This window comes from Streptomyces sp. NPDC024687, assembly GCF_055559055.1.
In genome coordinates this window covers 1,105,858-1,122,343 of the sequence record NZ_JBVHLJ010000002.1, presented here as the reverse complement: position 1 = coordinate 1,122,343, position 16,486 = coordinate 1,105,858, and the positions used below count along the sequence as shown (strand labels likewise).

Genomic DNA, 16,486 nt, shown 5'->3' with positions numbered 1-16,486 from the left:
CGCCTTACCAGCGAGAACGCCATCTCCTGGCGTGACCCGACACCGCAGACCAAACAACCGATTCCGGGATGAAACAACGGGGGAAAACGACCTCTAACGACCTCGTGCACAGTAGGCGGGGAGACGTCGAGGATGGCGGCGGGGCTCGGTGATCACACCCGTCGCACCGACGGAACAACGGCACTGCGTTCCAGACGCCTTCGAGGGCCGCACCCCGAGCAACAACTAACCACTCAACGACCGATCAGTCGTTGAATTGCAGGCGGGCCGCGCGCTCTCGGCGTTGCTGTTCCTTGCGTTCGGCGCGGGCCTTGGCGGACTGCTGCCGTGCCTTTTCCCGGGCCTCGGGGGAGAGAAGCCGTTGCCTGGTCGCAGGTGGGTTGCGGGACTGGCTCGCTTTGCCCCTGGTCGTGGTTATGGCCGACTGCTGCCGTCTCGGACCAGGGCCGTGCGTGGTCGGGGCTCCCCGCTGCCTCGGCCACGCACGGGCGTGCGGCTCACCGGGCGAGAACCGAGCTGACCATGGACAAGCCTGCGCGGTCTGCGTTCATCGCCTGCCACGTACCGGCGCCGGTTGAAGCGCTCGCCGTTGGTACGCGGCAGGCGATGCGGGTGGTGGTCAACCGGCGGCTACGATCCGCCACTGCTGGTTCGTGCTGTTGCTGTCACTCCACTGGCCCAGATCAGATCCATTACCGGTGCGGCCCATGCCGTCGATGTACTTGCCGGTGGCGCGGTTCTTGATGCGCACGTTGTCGGCGACGGTCACCACCGACCACTGCTGGCTCGTGCTGTTGCTGTCACCGTACTGGGTGATCGCGGATCCGTCCGAGGTGCGGCCCGCCCCGTCCAGGTACAGGCTGGTTGCCCGGTTCTTGATGCGCACGTAGGGCCCATCGTTCTCGACGGTCCACTGCTGCTCGTACCGGTTGCTGCTGCCGCTGGCTTCGCCGACGGTGGCCCCACTGGTCGTGCGACCCTCTCCGTCGATGTACAGGCCGGTGGCGGCGTTGGTGATCCGCACGTATGTGCCGCCGCCGTTGCCGATCCCCCAGGCGTACTGCAGGCGGTTCAGTCCCGAGGCGTTCACCAAAGACAGCTTGATGCCCGAGCCGGTACCGCTCTTGCTGGTCATGCTGTACCAGTCGCCGTCGCGCAGACCCGGCCAGTAGACGCTCCCCATGCCGAGGCTGCGCAGTTCGCTGCTGACACCCCGGACGTAGTCGGCGAAGAACGAGCCACTGGGAATGCTGTAGTCGATGGTGTTGTAGTGGACGCCGTTCTTGCTGCCCGGGCCCATCGGGCCGCCCCACTCGGTGGCGATCGTGCGGGCGGCGTATCCGCCGATGTAGCCGGCGAGATGGTTCGCCCACTCGGTCTCGTCCTCGTATCCCGCGAAGAACGAGTAGTCGTGCACCGCCAGGAAAGTGCCGTCCAGGCGGCTGTCGCGACCGACTGCCGCGACGTCCTGGGCCAGCCCGGCGCCGTCGAGGATCACCCTGGAGCGCGGCACGGAGGGGTACCTGGCCAACCAGCCGCTGTACATGTCGTCCAGGTTGGTCGTGCTGTAACCGTACGGCTCGTTGATGACCTCGAAGTAGGCGTTGGGGTTGGAGCCGTACTTCTGCACGACCTTGTCCCACATCTGGTTGAACCCGGCCGTGCTCGCCGGCTTGCCGCCGCCGTACGCCCAGTAGGCGAGGATCACGTTTCCCTTGGTGAGGGCCGTGTCGATCGCCCCGGTGTAGGTGTTCCAGTAGTCGGCGACAGTGGGCTCGTTGATAGGCATGCGCACCGTGTTGGCGCCCGTCGCCGCGTACATCTGTCCAACAACCTGGTCCGCCACGGCGGAAGCCGATGAGTAGGTGTCCGACGCACCGAGCCCGGACGGATGCAGTACGCCGTTGACGAAGTTGTCTCTCTGGTCGGCCCAGTTCACTCCTCTGAACTGCGATGTGGAAGCGTGTGCCTGGTTCGGACCGGCCGCCAGAATTCCTGCGGCGAGTGCGAACACCGCCAGCAGTCTGGTCATCGTGGCCGGCTTTCCACGTGTCTTGGCGATCGGGTTTCCCACGGGTTCTCCCTTCTGTGCGTGTAATCCCTTCGAAGGCTCGCCGCGGGTCATGGGGCGGATTCATGTCTCCTGCGGTCCACTCGAGGGTCCACATCTGGTTGGTCCGTACATTGCAGTCCCAGGTGGGCCAGCAGCGTGCCCGCCGTGGTGCCGCACCTGATACGGCCAGGCCTCTCCCGCACCGAACGCACACACCTCGCCCCCGGCCCGCCGCGGGGTCGACGGCCTGTGTCTGCGTCGGGTCTGCGCCAGGCTGATCGCCGCGGCCACCAAGAAGGCCGGCCCGGCGACCCTCGCCGCGTAGGGACCGTCGTGGTGTCTGCCGCCGAGAAGTCACTCAGGCGGAACCCGCGAAAGCGCGCGTTGTCGAAGCACGGCCGCGGGTCCCTGCCGGTCGTGGGTCCTGATGCCTTCAGGGAACTTGCCCTGGTCATTGGTTGCTTGGGTGAAGCGGCGCCGCCCATCGGGCTGTCCGAGTGTCCAGTGCTGGTTGGCCCCGCCGTTGCAGGTCCACAGTTCGACCAAGGCGCCGTTCGCGGTGGCCCCACCGGTCACGTCCAGACACAGCCCGGACTGCGCCCCGGTGATCGTGCCGTTCGCGTTCACATTCCACTGCTGGTTCGACCCGTCGTTGCATGGCCAGATCTGCACCTTCGTACCCGGACTGGCGCCCTGCGCATCGGCGTCCAAGCACATGGTCGAGCTACCGCTGTACACCGTCAGCCGACCGGAGGAAGTACGCGTCCACAACTGGTTGGCCCCGCCGTCGCAGGTGTGAATCTCCACCCGCGTGCCCGCTGTCGTTCGCTGATCCGGTACGTCCAGGCACTTGCCCGCACCCACCGCGTGGACAGGCTCACCACCGGCAGGCGTCGGCGGCGACGTCGGGCCGCTCGGGGGCACGTAGGGGCACTTCGGCTGGTAGACCGAGACGGTGGAGGGGTCCGGCAGGGCCGGGCAGAGGAACTGCGTGTAGCGGGTGTCGTCGTCCACGAACACCTTCAGCCACGGGATCAGCAGCTTCATCTCCACGTTGTTCGGACGGGTGTAGTACACGTGGTCCGCTCCGGCGATCTGGGCGAAACCGCTCTGCGTGGTGGCCGGCAGCGTGGCGTACAGACCGCTGAGATACGACGGGGTGACGACCGTGTCGTTCTGGCCGCCGATGACCAGACTCGGCACCCTGTCGGTGGCCATGCTCAGGCCGTTGCCGGGGAACCCCGGAGCAAGGCCGATCATCGCCTTCAGCGACGGCTGGCGTTCCGCCGCGATGATCGCTCCGGCTCCGCCCGCGGAGTGCCCCAGTACGGACAGCCGATTCGGGTCGATCTCCGCCTTGACCGGGCTCTGCGTGGTCAGCCACTTCAGCCCCGCCAGCAGTTCGGCGGCCCGGGCGTCGGCCCCGTCGGTACGGCTGTTGGTCTCGACGCAGATCACCACGAACCCGAATGAGGACAGCCACGGCCCCATCCACGCCTCCTCGTCGGCGCACCGCGCCGTGTACCCCGGCACGATCGCCAACGCTCCCCACGTGCCCAGGCTGGTGTCCGTCGGGTAGTAGACCACCCCGCCGTTGAACCCGTTGCCCGGCGCCACACCCATCTGCGCCGTGGCGAACGGACCGCGCGACGCCTCGATACCGGTCACGGTGGGATCAGGGCCGCGCTGGTACGGATTGCTCTGGGCGGCCCGCGGCGCGGCGGCGCCTGACGCCGGCAGGGCTGACGCCGGTGCTACCACGAACATCGCAGCGACGACCGCCGCGACGGCTGCCACTGCCGCCATCCCCGAGCGCCACTGCCTCGTTCCCGCCCTCCCCGCTTCGGCGCGTCCTGGCGTCGATCTCGACATCGGCATGGTGAACCTCCCGATGGGAAGAGCGAGAGTGCCTGAATGTTGGCGTGCGCAATGAAGTGAGATCAGACCAAGCGCTTCAGTGATGGGATGTATAGCGCGCCGTGTCCACTGCGGGGTGAACATGCCATAGCAATGCGTCGACTTCAATGGACTGTTCACCCTCGCAGTGAAACGAGGAAGGCGATCAGGACAGTCGATCCGCACCACGGAGATCCCATGTCATGACCGATCGTGCCCTGGGAGCACTGTCACTGAGCCACGGCCGCAGCACCGCCCTTGCGGCGTACCGAACGGATCAATGTGACCGACAGGCGGGCGACGTGAGAGGCCGCCGCAGGTCAGCATCGCCCCGAACCGCAACGTCGTGTTCCGGCACCCCGATCGAGAACAGCCTTGCCGGAGCAACCGGCTGCCGCCAATAATCGGCCGAAACCCCGCACTCCAACGGCACGGCCAAAAGTGACCGTCTGCGCAGGGAACTCGCGAAGATCAGGTTCGACACCACGGCCGACCTCGTTCACCTCAACGCTGCCGATCGGCGTGAACGAGCCGCACGCGGCACCAGGGCAGTCGCGTAGCTCGTATTCCCCGCCACCTCGATGAGCACCTCACCCGAGGAGGGCTACGTGCAGGGTCATTGCATGATCGAGATCTGTCCGGGATCTCGACGGGCAGCCCCTCCAGTAGGTAGGCAATGCGCGGAGCGTCGTATCCCGCGTCCAGCACAACCAGGACCTCCGGATCACCCGGCCGCCACTGGCCGGCGGCGACCAGCCGCTCGACGACCTCTCGGATTGGCCCCGGACGTTAAAGGACTTCCCAATGAGAATGTCAAGCAGCCACCGTGACTGATAGTGCAGCTTGATAGCACGCTCCGTCGCGGATCATCGCCCACAGAACGTTGGCTCTGCGACGGGCGAGGGACAGTGCGGCCTGTTTATGTCCCTCTTCCCCTCCGCACGCTTCCGTTCGTAGTACTCCTGCGACGCAGGCACGACCGCAGGCTGGCCATGGACGAGAGGTACAAGGCCCGCAGGAGTCCGCGGAGGTAGTGGCGGGGCCGCGCATGTTGCCGCTGACGCGTCCGGAGTCGCGTGGAACGGGTGACAGGCCGGCGAAGGCGGCCAGCCGGTCGGACGTGCCGAAGGCTTCCATGTCGCCGCCGGTCGCGGCGATGAAAGTGGCCCCGAGCATGGCGCCCATGCCCGGCAGGCTGCGGATCACCTCGGCGTGCGGGTGCTCGTGAAACCGGGCCTAGATGAGGGCGTCGAGTTCGGCGATCTCCTCTTCGAGGGCCATCACCCCCTTTTGCGAGGCGGGCCACCATTGAGGCGGCCAGCTTCTCTCCGGGCAGTGCGGTGTCCTGGGCCTGGGCCGCTTCGACGGCGGCCCGGGGCGAGCGCGGCGGCGCCTTTGACCTTGCGGTTCTTCAGTCAGGTCTCGATGCGTTTGACTCCGCTGCGGCGGATCGCGGCCGGTGTCTGGTAGCCGGTCAGCCGCAGGATCGGCCCCTTGTCCGTCAGGCTGAGCGAACGCTCCAAGGCCGGGGCTGTTTCCAGAAGTTGTTCGCGGAGCCGGTTGATCTGGCGCGTGCGGTGGTTGACGAGGTCAGTGCGACGTCTGACCAGGATCTTCAGGTCGACGGCTATCTCATCGCCTGGCCGGAGCACGCCGAGGTCCTTGCGCATGCGGGCCTGGTCGGCGATGACGAACGCGTTCTTGGCGTCGGTCGTGCCCTGGCCTCGGTAGGCGGTCGACGCCTGGTGAACGGAGCCCGGTCAGATAGACCATCGGCTGGCCATGGCCGAGCAACAGACCGATGAGCAAGGCGGCTCCACCGTGGTTGATGTCCACCGCCCACAACGCGTCCTCGTCCGGGATTGGGTGGATCGTCCGCGTTGAGCGGGAGTTGACGCGGCAACAGCACAGGCACGAGACCGGTGATCATCAGGGTGACGTCGCCGCGCCCCGTCAAAGGCCTCCCTCACCCGCCTCCTGGCCGCCCTCGGCGGCAGGACCTCCAACAGCACCGGCCACGCGCGGGAGCGGGAGCGGGGTCCGCTCCTGGGCTTCGGCAACAGGGTGCGACGGGGGCATTCACGGATGCCCCGCTGGGCACTATGGTGTGGGAGCGCTCCCACCGGTGGCACCGCGGTGATCAGCAAAGGGAATCCCCACGGACGATCGGACCCGTCGGCCGGGGCCGGACGCGGCGTGGCCTTGCTGACGTCACCGGTGCACTGATCCCTTCCGGCCGATCCGGTCGGCCCGCGCGGTGACGGGTGTGCGGGCCGCCTGACCGTCTCCCGTTCCCCGTCCCCCAGCGAAAGAGGGATGTGTGATGCGACAACACCATCGGCCGCCGCGCCGCCGACGCCCGGCGTTGTGGTGCGTGGCCGCCGTGGCGCTGCTGACCGGCGCAGTGGGAACGCAGCCGGCCGCGGCGGCCGCCCCTCGACCTACGGCGGCCGTTGCCTCGCCGGCCTCCGGCACCGATGGCGTCACCGCGGGCAACGCCGCGATCGCCTCGGTCGACCTGGCCGGCACGTGGGGCTTCACCCCGGCGGGCCGGTCGGCGACGTCGATCACCGTGCCGGGCGGCGGCTGGTACAAGCAGGGCTTCACCGATGTGAACGAGGCGGTGTACTCCCGCACCATCACCGTGCCGGACTCCGGGCAGCCGCAGTCGACGTGGATCGAGTTCGGCGCGGTGAACCACCAGGCGACCCTGTCGGTCGACGGGCGGACGGTGGCGACCAGGACCACCGCCTTCACACCGTCGAACTTCGACATCAGCGCGTACGCGGCACCGGGTACCACGCACACCATCACGGTCGATGTGAAGGGCAGGGGCGCCCTGAAGAACCCCGCGAACGGCAGGTATCTGGTGCCCGACGCGGCCGACTGGGCCGAGGCCGTACCGCAGGGGATCTTCCGTTCGGCGTTCCTGCGCGTGTATCCGACGGTGTACGTCAGCGACACGTTCGTCCGTACGTCCGTGACCAATCAGACCCTCACCTACGACGCGTCGGTGACCAACACCTCCGGCGCCGCGCGGACGGTGACGCTGACCGGTTCGCTCGCATCGGACAACGCCACGTCGTTCAACTACCCGGCGCTGCCGAGCAGCACGGTGACCGTGGCCGCCCACTCGACCGTCAAGGTGACGGTCGGGCCGGTGGCGTGGAACCTGGGCTCCTCCTCGTACTGGTGGCCCAACGTCCCCTACCGGCAGGGGTATCGCGCCCAACTGCACCGCCTGACGGTCCACGCGGCGACCGACGACGGCCGCACCAGCGACGCGACCTACCGCTTCGGATTCCGGGAGAGCAGCCAGAACGGCGAGTACTACTACCTCAACGGCGTGCGGGTGAACTTCCGCGGCGACAACCTCCAGGGCGCGGACTTCGACCGCATCAACAACGGCGGCAAGGGCGACGCCTACGACACCCTGCCCGGCTTCCTCGCGCCCTCCTCGGGAAACGGTGGCTGGCCGCAGGCGGTCGACAACTACCAGCGGCTGAACTACAACGTGGTCCGCATTCATCAGGAGCCGGCCAGCCCCTACATGCTCGACGTGGCCGACGAGATGGGCCTGATGATCATCGACGAGACCGGCATCCGCGGCTCCAACAGCCTTCAGGACTTCGTCGCCGGGCACGACAACATGGTCGACCACGCCCGCGCGCTGACCCTGCGCGACCGCAACCACCCGGCGATCATCCGCTGGAGCCAGAGCAACGAGCCCGGCAGCAGCGGTATGGACTCGGAGCAGTTCGAGAAGGACCTGTACGCGGCGATGAACGGCAACGACGGCACCCGGCCGGTCAGCGTCGACGCGTGGGTCGGCGCTCCGGCCAACCCCTACCCCACCATGACGTACGCCAACTTCGATGTCTTCGGGCACTACTTGGACGGTTTCGGCGCCTACGGCGAGAAGGTCGTGTCGGTGCCCGGCCGGCCCGACGGCGAGGGCGAGTACATCTGGCCGAAGTGCAACACCAAGCAGGGCTTCGAGTGGTTCGCCACCACGATGGCGGCCAAGCGCGGCAAGGACGCCAGCGACTTGCGCCCCTACACCCTGCTGTCCGCCTGGGCGGGCGTCATACCCGGCGTCCGCACCACCGACTTCACCCCCGAAGAGGGCGGCCATCCCGTCTACGGCGCCGACAACCTCTCCGACCCGTGGAGCAATCCGCAGTTCCAGCGGGTGCAGGCCGCGTTCAATCCCGTGGCCGCGATCGACCTGCCCTACTGGTCGGCCTCCGGTGTGTCGGACTCCAGCGGCACCTTCCCGCTCCCGCAAGCGGTCCCCGGATACGCCGCCAACAGCACCGTGAACCGTACGATCTCGGTGTTCAACGACGACTTCACCGGCACCGCCGTGGGCTTCGCCTGGAGCGCCCGCCTCGACAGCGCCACCGGCCCGGTGATCGCCTCCGGGAACACCACCCTCACCGTCCCGCTCGGCTCGAAGGCGACGCAGACCGTGTCGTTCACCGCGCCGTCCAGCGGCTCACGGGTCTACCTCGTCCTGTCCACCAGCAAAGCCGGGACGACCGTGTTCAGCGACGCGGTCGAGTACTTCACGTTGAGCGGCGGCGGGAGCACCGGTCCCGCGCCGGGCACGTACCGCATCGTCAACCGCAACAGCGGCAAACCGCTCGCCATCACCGGCAACTCCACGGCCGACGGCGCCAAGGCCATCCAGCAAACCGGGAACGCGACCTGGACCCTCGGTTCCGCCCAGGACGGCGCCTACACCCTGCGATACACCGCGAGCGGCAAAATGCTCGACGTCAACGCCTCCTCCAACACGGCCGGACTGCAACTGCAGCAGTGGTCCGCCAACGGCGGCACGAACCAGCAGTGGTACCTCCGGCCCACCGGCGACGGCTACTACACCATCGTCAGCCGCGCCAGCAGCCTGGCCGCCGACGTGTCCGGCCAGTCGACCAGCGACGGCGCCCAAGTCGTGCAGTGGACCGCCAACAATGGCACCAACCAGCAATGGCAACTGACACCGGCCTGAGCCGGCGGCCCGCCTGCAGGATGTGCCGCCACCTCCCCGTGGCGGCACATCCGGGGCCTGCGGCCACCCCAGGGGCGCACACAGGGGACGCCACGGCGTCGTCCGTCACCCGGCTCCAGCCCGGATGACGGACGACGGCCCCGCGCGGGGAGATCCGCCGCGTGCGGGGACGACCATCATGGCGGTGAGCCGAAGGCCGCTGATACGGGCGGCCGGCCGCCGGAACGGTGGCGAACGCTCGGGGTCCCGGGGAGAGCGACGCCGAGGACCCGCTGCCGTACGCGACGCGCGATGGCGTCACGGTGGTTTCAAGTTCCTGGTAGGAGTGGGCTGTTGGTGATGCCCCAGATCCAGAGGGCGTGTTCGGGCGCGTCCCGGATCGCTCGGGTGGTCTTGGCGATGTTGTCCGTTCCGAGTAGGCGCAGCCTGCCGATGGCCAGGTTTCGCAAGGCGGCCATTACCCGTGGTGCGCTGCCGGTGTGGACGGTGGAGGCGTCCTCGGCGAAGACCACGTCTCTGACGTGGTGGCCGACGTTTTCGATTGCTCAGTGCCCGCGCACGTATCCTCCCAGGTCAGAGGGGCAGGCCTGGTGGGTGTCGAGGCTGGTGACGGCGTAGACCGTTTCCCGGGTCTGCCGCTTGCCGGACTCTTGGCGGCGCCGGTGGACGCGCAGGGCCAGTCGTGCTTGCGGGAAGGCGATCCCGCCCAGGTTCGCCGCGATGGCCATCGTCTGACCGAGCGGGACTCCCGCCGGCCGTGCCCGGTCCCCGACGCGGTATGCGCGACGGGTACTTGTTCCCATGGCGGAGCCTTGAGCTGGGACGACGCGGTCGGCTGGTTCCCCTTGATCACCGCGATGTAGTGGGCCTTCTTCTTCTGGACCAGCCAGCGCACCTGGTCCTTGAGGCTGTGCAGGGCGTCGAAGGTGACCACGGTGCCGGTCAGATCGAGTGGCTCCAGCAGCGGGCGGAAGGCGGCCGTCTCGTTGGTCTTCGCCCCTACCTCCCGCTGGGCCAGGGTGACGGTGGGACGGTGGGTGATGGCGGATAGCAGGTGCCGGTGGCGCCGGCCTCGGTGCGCGGAGCCGGTCAGGGCCTTGCCGTCCACCGCGATCGCCGGCGGCGGTGCCGAACCGGTGGTGGCGACGTCGGTGTGGTGGTCTTGGGCCAGGTAGGCGCCGATCGCGGCGTCCAGGGCATCGCCGTCGAGGGCGGCCAGGAGGCGGGTGAGGGTGGCCTTTGACGGGGCGCGGCGACGTCCGGGCAGGTGGCGGCGGATGCCGAGTTCTTCCCGTACCCCGTTGCTGTGGTGGAACCCGAGCTGGTGGTGGAAGTCGGCGTCGACGTCGCCCGCGACGTTGCCGGCCGGTGGCACCACCCCGCACGCCCGCACCGCCCCCGCCCCGACCTCTTCCCCGCCGACGTCCCCCGCTGGACGTCACCGCAACACTGAATGGCCGCGACAGCACAAGCGCCTGGCTCGACTCACAGGCGCCGGGAGCCACCCTCAGTGATGCAGTGCACTCCCCGCACGTCGGTGGGCACCGTGGTACGAGGTGCGCACCGCACCTCGCAGTTCGAGGTGGTAGACCAGGCTGATCAGCGATGGGTCTGCCACCAGCTGAGCGATCGCGGGAGCAACGGTGGTCACTGGGTCACCGTAGTGGCGGCCTGCCTCCGCGCGCCGAGCAACAACTGAAACTCACCCGCTCAGGCCGCGCGGACACCCGTTCTGCCAGGGAAGCGCCTCAACCGATGCAATCTCGCCTGCTGCCAGCAGCCGGAATAGGTGAAAAATCTTCTCGCGGGCGACCTCGTGCATCTCCCCCGGGGCCTGCGAATCGTCGTCCGGGTGAACGTCTGGCCGCCTTCGCCAACGCCGACCCCTGGGCCAAGGACGAAGCCACACCATCGGGCGACGAGATTGCCCGTGTCCGCCGCCTGGTTCAGCGGGTGCGCCAGGACCTCGACGAGCTCACCGACGAAGACCGGGCCCAGATCCGCGAGGCAGTCGCGCTGGTCCGCCGCAGCCGCGGCATGTCCCTGGGCATGCCGCGCGTCCGCCAGCCCCTCCCCGACCTTCGCCCGGAGAGAACCGGATGACCACCATGAACGACGGGCGGCGGGCCGACTCGGCCCGCCGAGCAGGTACGGGAGGGACTCTGCCGATCTGCACTGGTATCGCGTCGCCGACACCCGCTGCGATGCTGCTTCCCGTCCCCGGTTGTTACAAGCCTTCGATGCGGCTGTAGACCGTCACTCTGCGACCGCGGACCTGCTTGTCCGCCACCCGCGTGAAGTATTTCTTGAGGACTGAAGCCTTCACCCGGTCTCGTTCAGCCGGCTCCGGTTTTGCGACCTTTGCCGCGTCTGTCACCAGTAGAATCCGTTGCTGGGCCAGCATCACATACCGGATTTGGGATGGACTCTTCTCCACGCCTTTCAGTGTCCCGGACTCTTCGGGACTCTCGGCGAGAGCTATGTCCCGGAGCCCGCTGAAAGCATGGGGGGAGACCGACTTCGTGTCGCGTCGCGCTGCTGGCACGAAGAGCACGGCTTCGCCAGGAACTTTGAGCTGTTGAACGTCTGCAGCGATGGCCAGTACGTCGTCCACCCGGCTCTCCGGAGAGCGCTTGGTCAGTGCCTGGGGGAGCAACGCAGCCATTGCCACAGCGACCGCCGAGGGAAGGATCCACGGCGATGCCCTTGGGAACCGCGGGGCTACTGCCCGTGCCGCCACATCCAGTGCTGTCCCAATCAGCAGGGCCAGGCCCAGCATGCTGAAGAGGACGTAACGGTCCAGGAACAGCGGCTGGATCAAGGAGAGGCCGATCAGGGTAATTTGTGGCACCGCGAGCAGTGGCAGCCCCACGACTGCCGCTGACAGCCGGCCTGCCCGCGGCCGGTCCAAGAGGGCTCCGGCGCCACCGATGGCAAGCAGGATCGCCGGGCCGATTATCATGTGCCAGGTCAGCGGCGGTATCCAGGAGATCTGACCGGACTGGCTCCGGCTGAACAGAATCAACGGCAGCACACACGCCACAGCCGCCGCTGAGGCCGTCGTCCAGCGCACCCAGACTCCGCGTCGAGCGCCTGTCCAGGCAAGAGTCACCGCGTGTGCGGGCAGGATCATCAGAGACAGCCAGTTGAACAGCCCGCACAGCAGGACCACGCTGCCGTATGCCACCCACGGTGCCCCTCCGCCACGCTTGTTGAGCAACGTCACCAGCAGCAGCGTCGAAATCCCGGCTCCTGCTGCAACCAGCGCATACGGGCGCCCTTCTTGGAGGTAGAACTGCGCCGCGGGAAGCAGGCTGAACGCAAGTCCCCCTCCCAGACCCGCCCGAGCCCCGGCCAGTCGGTGGCCAATGACTGTCACACAGGCCGAAGCCACCGCCATGGCCAGTACAGAAGGCAGTCGCAGCGTCGTCGTGCTGGGCCCGAAGCATTCGAAGAGACCATGCATCAGCAAGTAGTAGAGGCCGTGTACGGCATCCACGTGTTCCAGCATGTGCCAGATCTCGGGGGCGGATCGTCGAGCTACCTGCCAGGTCGCTGCCTCGTCGCGCCACACGCTGTGTTGTCGGGACATCCCCCATAGGCCGAAGGCCAGAGTCCACAGCGCGGGTATCAGCCAGATGGGCAGGGGCCGGCGGCCGGCTGGTGTTTGGGGAGTCATAAGGATGTTCAGGCCCTTGCGGTAGCGGTGCGAACTGAAGCCAGTGGTTGCACGAGAGCGCCATAACACAATTGCGCGAAAATCCGCACTGGCCGGTCAGGCAGGTGGAGTTTGCCTGCTTCGACGCGTAAGTCGTCGACACTATATGCACTGAGAAAAAGTCGCCACACTCAGAGGTCGTATCCGAATATCTCGCCCGGATTTGCCCGCATTCGAACCGACGTCAAGCTTATTGTCCAGCCCTGCGAGGGTCGCTCCCGAGGCTTAAACCTTCGCCAGCGAAGTCGACCGAAATTTTTCCATGGTCCTTGATGGGTGGATGGGATTTTTGTTATCCCCCGCCCAAGGTTCACCCCCATTTTTCGCCATGGCCGAAAATGAGTTGTGATCTGGATCACTGAAAATTGGATTGCACATGTCTGTTCATCTAGATCAAACTCTGTCCCTGTCCCAACCAAAGCAAATAACTAGGAGCCAGTCTTGAGCATGCGAAACGGTGTAAAGGTTGTTATGGCTGCCGGTGCTCTCCTCATAGCCGCAGCCGCTCCGGCGCTGGCGACCACTGTCGACGTCGGTGGTGGCAGGTGGAGCTACGACGAGGGCGCAAGCACCGCCTGGTCGAACTACAAGCACCCCACGAACAAGCACGCGTCCTCCGTGTCCATCGGCGGCCAGATCTTCGGCAGCGGTTGCACGGCGAAGGGGCAGTGGTCCCTGGCCTCGGCGGCGAAGAACGGCGCTTCGCCCGCGTACTACTACAACCCGAGCTGCTAATCTCCTCGCCTGCAGCGACCCGGGCATTTTAGGTGATGGAGAGTGGCGCCGCTCTCGGATGCCTAGCTCGACTTGATAGCTGTGGAGGCGCGCGGTCGGCGCCTCCACAGCTTGCTTTCTTCCCCTATTTTGCGTTCTCGGACGCGTGCTCCGGAACGCCCTCAACCTAGGTATCTAATGCTGCATCGAGGTATAAGATTCGTCCACGCCGCCATCCTGGCCTTCTCCGCTGTTCTTTCTTTTTTATTTCTACGTGGACTGGATGAAAGCGGGATACTGGGAAACGCAGCTTTGGTCGAGGTGGTTGACTCCGACAACTCGGTCAGCAGTGTTCAAGTAGTCCGAGATATTGAATCGTTTTCCGCCGAGCATGCAATCGGAGTGGCTCGCGAGGTAGCTGATCTGAAAGACCCCGACGGAATTCGGCACCTCTACGTGACTTCGGGCAGCCCCCGCTCTGCGACAGCTAAATGGCTGGACAAAGGCTACCCGGAATTCAGTAAGAATTATGAAACCCGCGTGCATCCGATCTCCGAGATCGAACACCAGGATCCCCGGGGCTCGTACTACGTGTTCGGATCATCTGTGGCGGCAGATTCACTGAGGATGAAATTCGCCGAACTCGGCCTGACCGCTGGTGTCACCCACCCTCTGTCATACTCAGCCCTGATCGACCGATACACGGACGACCCTCTGCTCCAAGCCTTCTACATCGTCGCCCTCGCTGCCCTGACGATGACCGGCGCGAGTGTGCTCCTCAATGCCAGGGCCTACGGAGTCCTGCGAACGCAAGGCATGACCTTCACCAGCATCTTCCTTCGTGACCTCCGCCAGCTGGCCGTGTTCTGGTTGGCCGCGGTCGGCGCCGTCATAGTCGTGGCCTTCGCCTTTCTCGGCTTCTATAACAGTTTTGCGTGGCTTGGGCTGTACGCCTCAGTGACCGCAGGCATCGCTGTCTTGCTGGCTGGCCTGGCAATGGCCACCCATGCAACTGCACTGGCTCTCACCTTCAAGACTGACCTACTGGGCGCCCTCAAAGGCGAGCTTCCCTCCCGGGCGGCATCCATAAGCGTCTACCTTGTCCGGATCCCCGCACTGCTACTGGCTCTTAGCATCGCCACGAACGTCACACTCGCGAGCCGGGATGTCCTCACCCGTCAGGATAACCGGGATATTTACAACACTGTAGGCGATTCAGTATCTATCCGTCTCAATGGCGCCTTCGCCATGCATATGGATCAGCTGAACGACCATATCGGTCCGTGGCTGCGCCAGGCAGACGCGCGGGACGAAATTATTGTCGCCGGCCGCAGAGATCTCCAGGTGTCCGCCCCGAATGCGCATCTGCCATCCGGTGAAATCCTCATCGTCAACGACACCTATCTCAGGAAACAAGCGGTCTTCGACCGGGAAGGATATCGTTATACCGCACCTCGCACGGGAGCAGCGTCAGATTCCCGGCCGGTGCGGGTCATCATTCCCGATTCTCTTTCCTCGCACACGCCAGAGATCACCAAAGCGGCTTCCTTGATCGTTGATCCGGATCTCAGTCGGCACATTCCCATCAAGACCTTTGGCAGCAGAACGGGGCAGCGTCTCTTCGGCTACAACACGGGCACCTACGCTTACAGCTCGGCTCACAGCCCGACCGACGACAGATCTCTAGTACACGATCCCGTCATCATTGCCGTCCCAAACGGATCACGTTTCCTCACGAACGATGCCTACACCGCATTTGCCACCCAAGCGGGAGTTGTATTCTCCAATCCGGATGACGCACTTGGTGCAATTAAAGAGAAAAAGCTCCAGAACTACATGAATTCAGTGAGTCCCGTCGGGCAGAAAACTGCCCTGGACCTCAGAGACGCCATCAATAAACTCCGGATTCAAATTTTCAATCTTGCCGTCGCGGTGATAGTTCTGCTCATTGCCGGAGTCGGGGTCGCACTCATTTACTCGCGCAAGAACACGCAAAGTATATTTGTGCGGCACATTGGCGGATGGAGATACATTGCTATCCATCGATTCATCCTCTCCGTGGAATTGGCGATTGCTGTAATCTTTGCCACTCGCGTTCCTTTTCAATCATGGCAGCAACAGCAGGAACTGGCTAAGTTTGCTGCCGCAGGCGCACCTGCACCATTCCAGCCGATGCACATCAGCGCACTGGACCTCAGCATCATCACCGGCCTCGTCGTGCTTGAATTGGGTGCAGTTCTGCTTGCCCTCAAATACTTTCATGACCGCATCGTGAAGCGAGGCGCGAATGAGGCTTGAGTCCCGTAACGAAAAAATTCTTCTGCGTCGGAGGATATTGTGATAGATGTCGGAAATCTCTCCAAAGTCTTCGGTGCCCGAACCCTGTGGCGCGATGTCAACTTCACTGTCGGTCCTGGTGAAATGCTTGCCCTTGTCGGCCCGAGCGGTTCGGGGAAGTCAACCCTCCTCAACTGTCTCGGACTGCTCGACAGGCCAAGTGCCGGAACAATTCGGCATGAAGGCAAAGATATTACCCAATTCGGCCGAAGTGATGTCCGTCGGTTCCGCCGAGACTCTCTCGGCTACCTGTTCCAGCACTACGCCTTGATCGAAAACGCGAACGTCATTGAGAACCTAGAGGTGGTAACCAAGCTAAAGCGCCTACCCCAGGGCAAAGGCAGGAAGGTTATCGCAGAAGCCCTCGATCGTGTCGGCCTGTCAAGCCGGGAAAAAGACAAGATCTACCACCTCAGCGGCGGAGAGCAGCAGCGTGTGGCTTTGGCCCGTCTCGTGCTCCAGCAGCCATCCCTGGTGCTCGCGGACGAGCCGACAGGCGCCCTCGATGATGCCAACGCCACTGTCGTTATTGACATCCTTCGCGAGATGAGCCTCGCAGGATGCGCGGTGGTCATCGCTACCCACGATGCCGGCGTCCGTGATCGATGCGACACCGTATTCGCTGTGCACGAGTCCTCTCTCGTCAGCTCCGCCACCTGATCCAGGGCGTTGCTGACCACCTCGTGCACGGTTGGCCGTGGCCCGGTGCCCGGGTGACTCGTTGAGCTGTGGATGATGGGGGCTGGGCGCGTGA

Annotated in this window: 9 protein-coding genes and 2 pseudogenes; 5 read left to right on the top strand and 6 right to left on the bottom strand. The window is 65.5% G+C overall.

The features are described from left to right. Positions 1-619: 619 nt before the first annotated feature. The 4 genes and pseudogenes from ACZ39I_RS11830 to ACZ39I_RS11815 all read right to left on the bottom strand — a co-directional run. On the bottom strand, positions 620-2,032 hold the full coding sequence (locus tag ACZ39I_RS11830) for an RICIN domain-containing protein (protein WP_467244346.1): 1,413 nt from the start codon (positions 2,030-2,032) through the stop codon (positions 620-622). 375 nt (positions 2,033-2,407) lie between these two features. Continuing rightward, complete coding sequence (locus tag ACZ39I_RS11825; RefSeq protein ID WP_467244345.1) at positions 2,408-4,090, bottom strand: poly(ethylene terephthalate) hydrolase family protein; 1,683 nt, start codon at positions 4,088-4,090, stop codon at positions 2,408-2,410. 453 nt (positions 4,091-4,543) lie between these two features. Further along, positions 4,544-4,726: pseudogene (locus ACZ39I_RS11820) on the bottom strand (NF041680 family putative transposase); the annotation flags it as partial. 36 nt (positions 4,727-4,762) lie between these two features. After that, a pseudogene (locus ACZ39I_RS11815) lies at positions 4,763-5,803 on the bottom strand (IS110 family RNA-guided transposase); the annotation flags it as partial. 469 nt (positions 5,804-6,272) lie between these two features. Between ACZ39I_RS11815 and ACZ39I_RS11810 the strand changes: the two are divergent. Continuing rightward, positions 6,273-8,963, top strand: coding sequence for an RICIN domain-containing protein (locus tag ACZ39I_RS11810; RefSeq protein ID WP_467244344.1), 2,691 nt, complete (start codon positions 6,273-6,275; stop codon positions 8,961-8,963). Positions 8,964-9,420: 457 nt separating this feature from the next. Here ACZ39I_RS11810 and ACZ39I_RS11805 read toward each other — a convergent pair whose 3' ends face one another. Further along, positions 9,421-10,341: an ISAs1 family transposase gene (locus ACZ39I_RS11805; RefSeq protein ID WP_467244343.1), complete on the bottom strand. Its 921-nt coding sequence runs from the start codon at positions 10,339-10,341 to the stop codon at positions 9,421-9,423. 575 nt (positions 10,342-10,916) lie between these two features. Here ACZ39I_RS11805 and ACZ39I_RS11800 point away from each other — a divergent pair. After that, a complete protein-coding gene (locus tag ACZ39I_RS11800; RefSeq protein WP_467244342.1) occupies positions 10,917-11,066 on the top strand; it encodes a hypothetical protein in 150 nt (49 codons plus the stop codon). 124 nt (positions 11,067-11,190) lie between these two features. Here ACZ39I_RS11800 and ACZ39I_RS11795 read toward each other — a convergent pair whose 3' ends face one another. Beyond that, positions 11,191-12,642 carry a glycosyltransferase family 39 protein gene (locus ACZ39I_RS11795; RefSeq protein WP_467244383.1) on the bottom strand — a complete coding sequence of 484 codons (1,452 nt, stop codon included), beginning with the start codon at positions 12,640-12,642 and terminating at the stop codon, positions 11,191-11,193. Between the two features lie 510 nt (positions 12,643-13,152). Here ACZ39I_RS11795 and ACZ39I_RS11790 point away from each other — a divergent pair. The 3 genes from ACZ39I_RS11790 (at position 13,153) to ACZ39I_RS11780 (ending at position 16,392) form a co-directional block, all read left to right on the top strand. After that, entirely contained in the window at positions 13,153-13,416 is a 264-nt protein-coding gene (locus tag ACZ39I_RS11790; protein ID WP_467244341.1) for a lactococcin 972 family bacteriocin, read from the top strand. Between the two features lie 177 nt (positions 13,417-13,593). Next, complete coding sequence (locus ACZ39I_RS11785; RefSeq protein WP_467244340.1) at positions 13,594-15,693, top strand: hypothetical protein; 2,100 nt, start codon at positions 13,594-13,596, stop codon at positions 15,691-15,693. Positions 15,694-15,732: 39 nt separating this feature from the next. Next, the gene (locus tag ACZ39I_RS11780; RefSeq protein WP_467244339.1) at positions 15,733-16,392 is read left to right on the top strand and encodes an ABC transporter ATP-binding protein; all 660 of its coding nucleotides are present in this window, start codon (positions 15,733-15,735) and stop codon (positions 16,390-16,392) included. Positions 16,393-16,486: the final 94 nt, after the last annotated feature.

Excerpts from the sequence above, each read along its gene's own strand:
- ACZ39I_RS11830 (WP_467244346.1), bottom strand. The coding sequence starts at position 2,032 with ATGACCAGACTGCTGGCGGTGTTCGCACTCGCCGCAGGAATTCTGGCG.
- ACZ39I_RS11810 (WP_467244344.1), top strand. The coding sequence starts at position 6,273 with ATGCGACAACACCATCGGCCGCCGCGCCGCCGACGCCCGGCGTTGTGG.
- ACZ39I_RS11795 (WP_467244383.1), bottom strand. The coding sequence starts at position 12,642 with ATGACTCCCCAAACACCAGCCGGCCGCCGGCCCCTGCCCATCTGGCTG.
- ACZ39I_RS11790 (WP_467244341.1), top strand. The coding sequence starts at position 13,153 with ATGGCTGCCGGTGCTCTCCTCATAGCCGCAGCCGCTCCGGCGCTGGCG.
- ACZ39I_RS11785 (WP_467244340.1), top strand. The coding sequence starts at position 13,594 with ATGCTGCATCGAGGTATAAGATTCGTCCACGCCGCCATCCTGGCCTTC.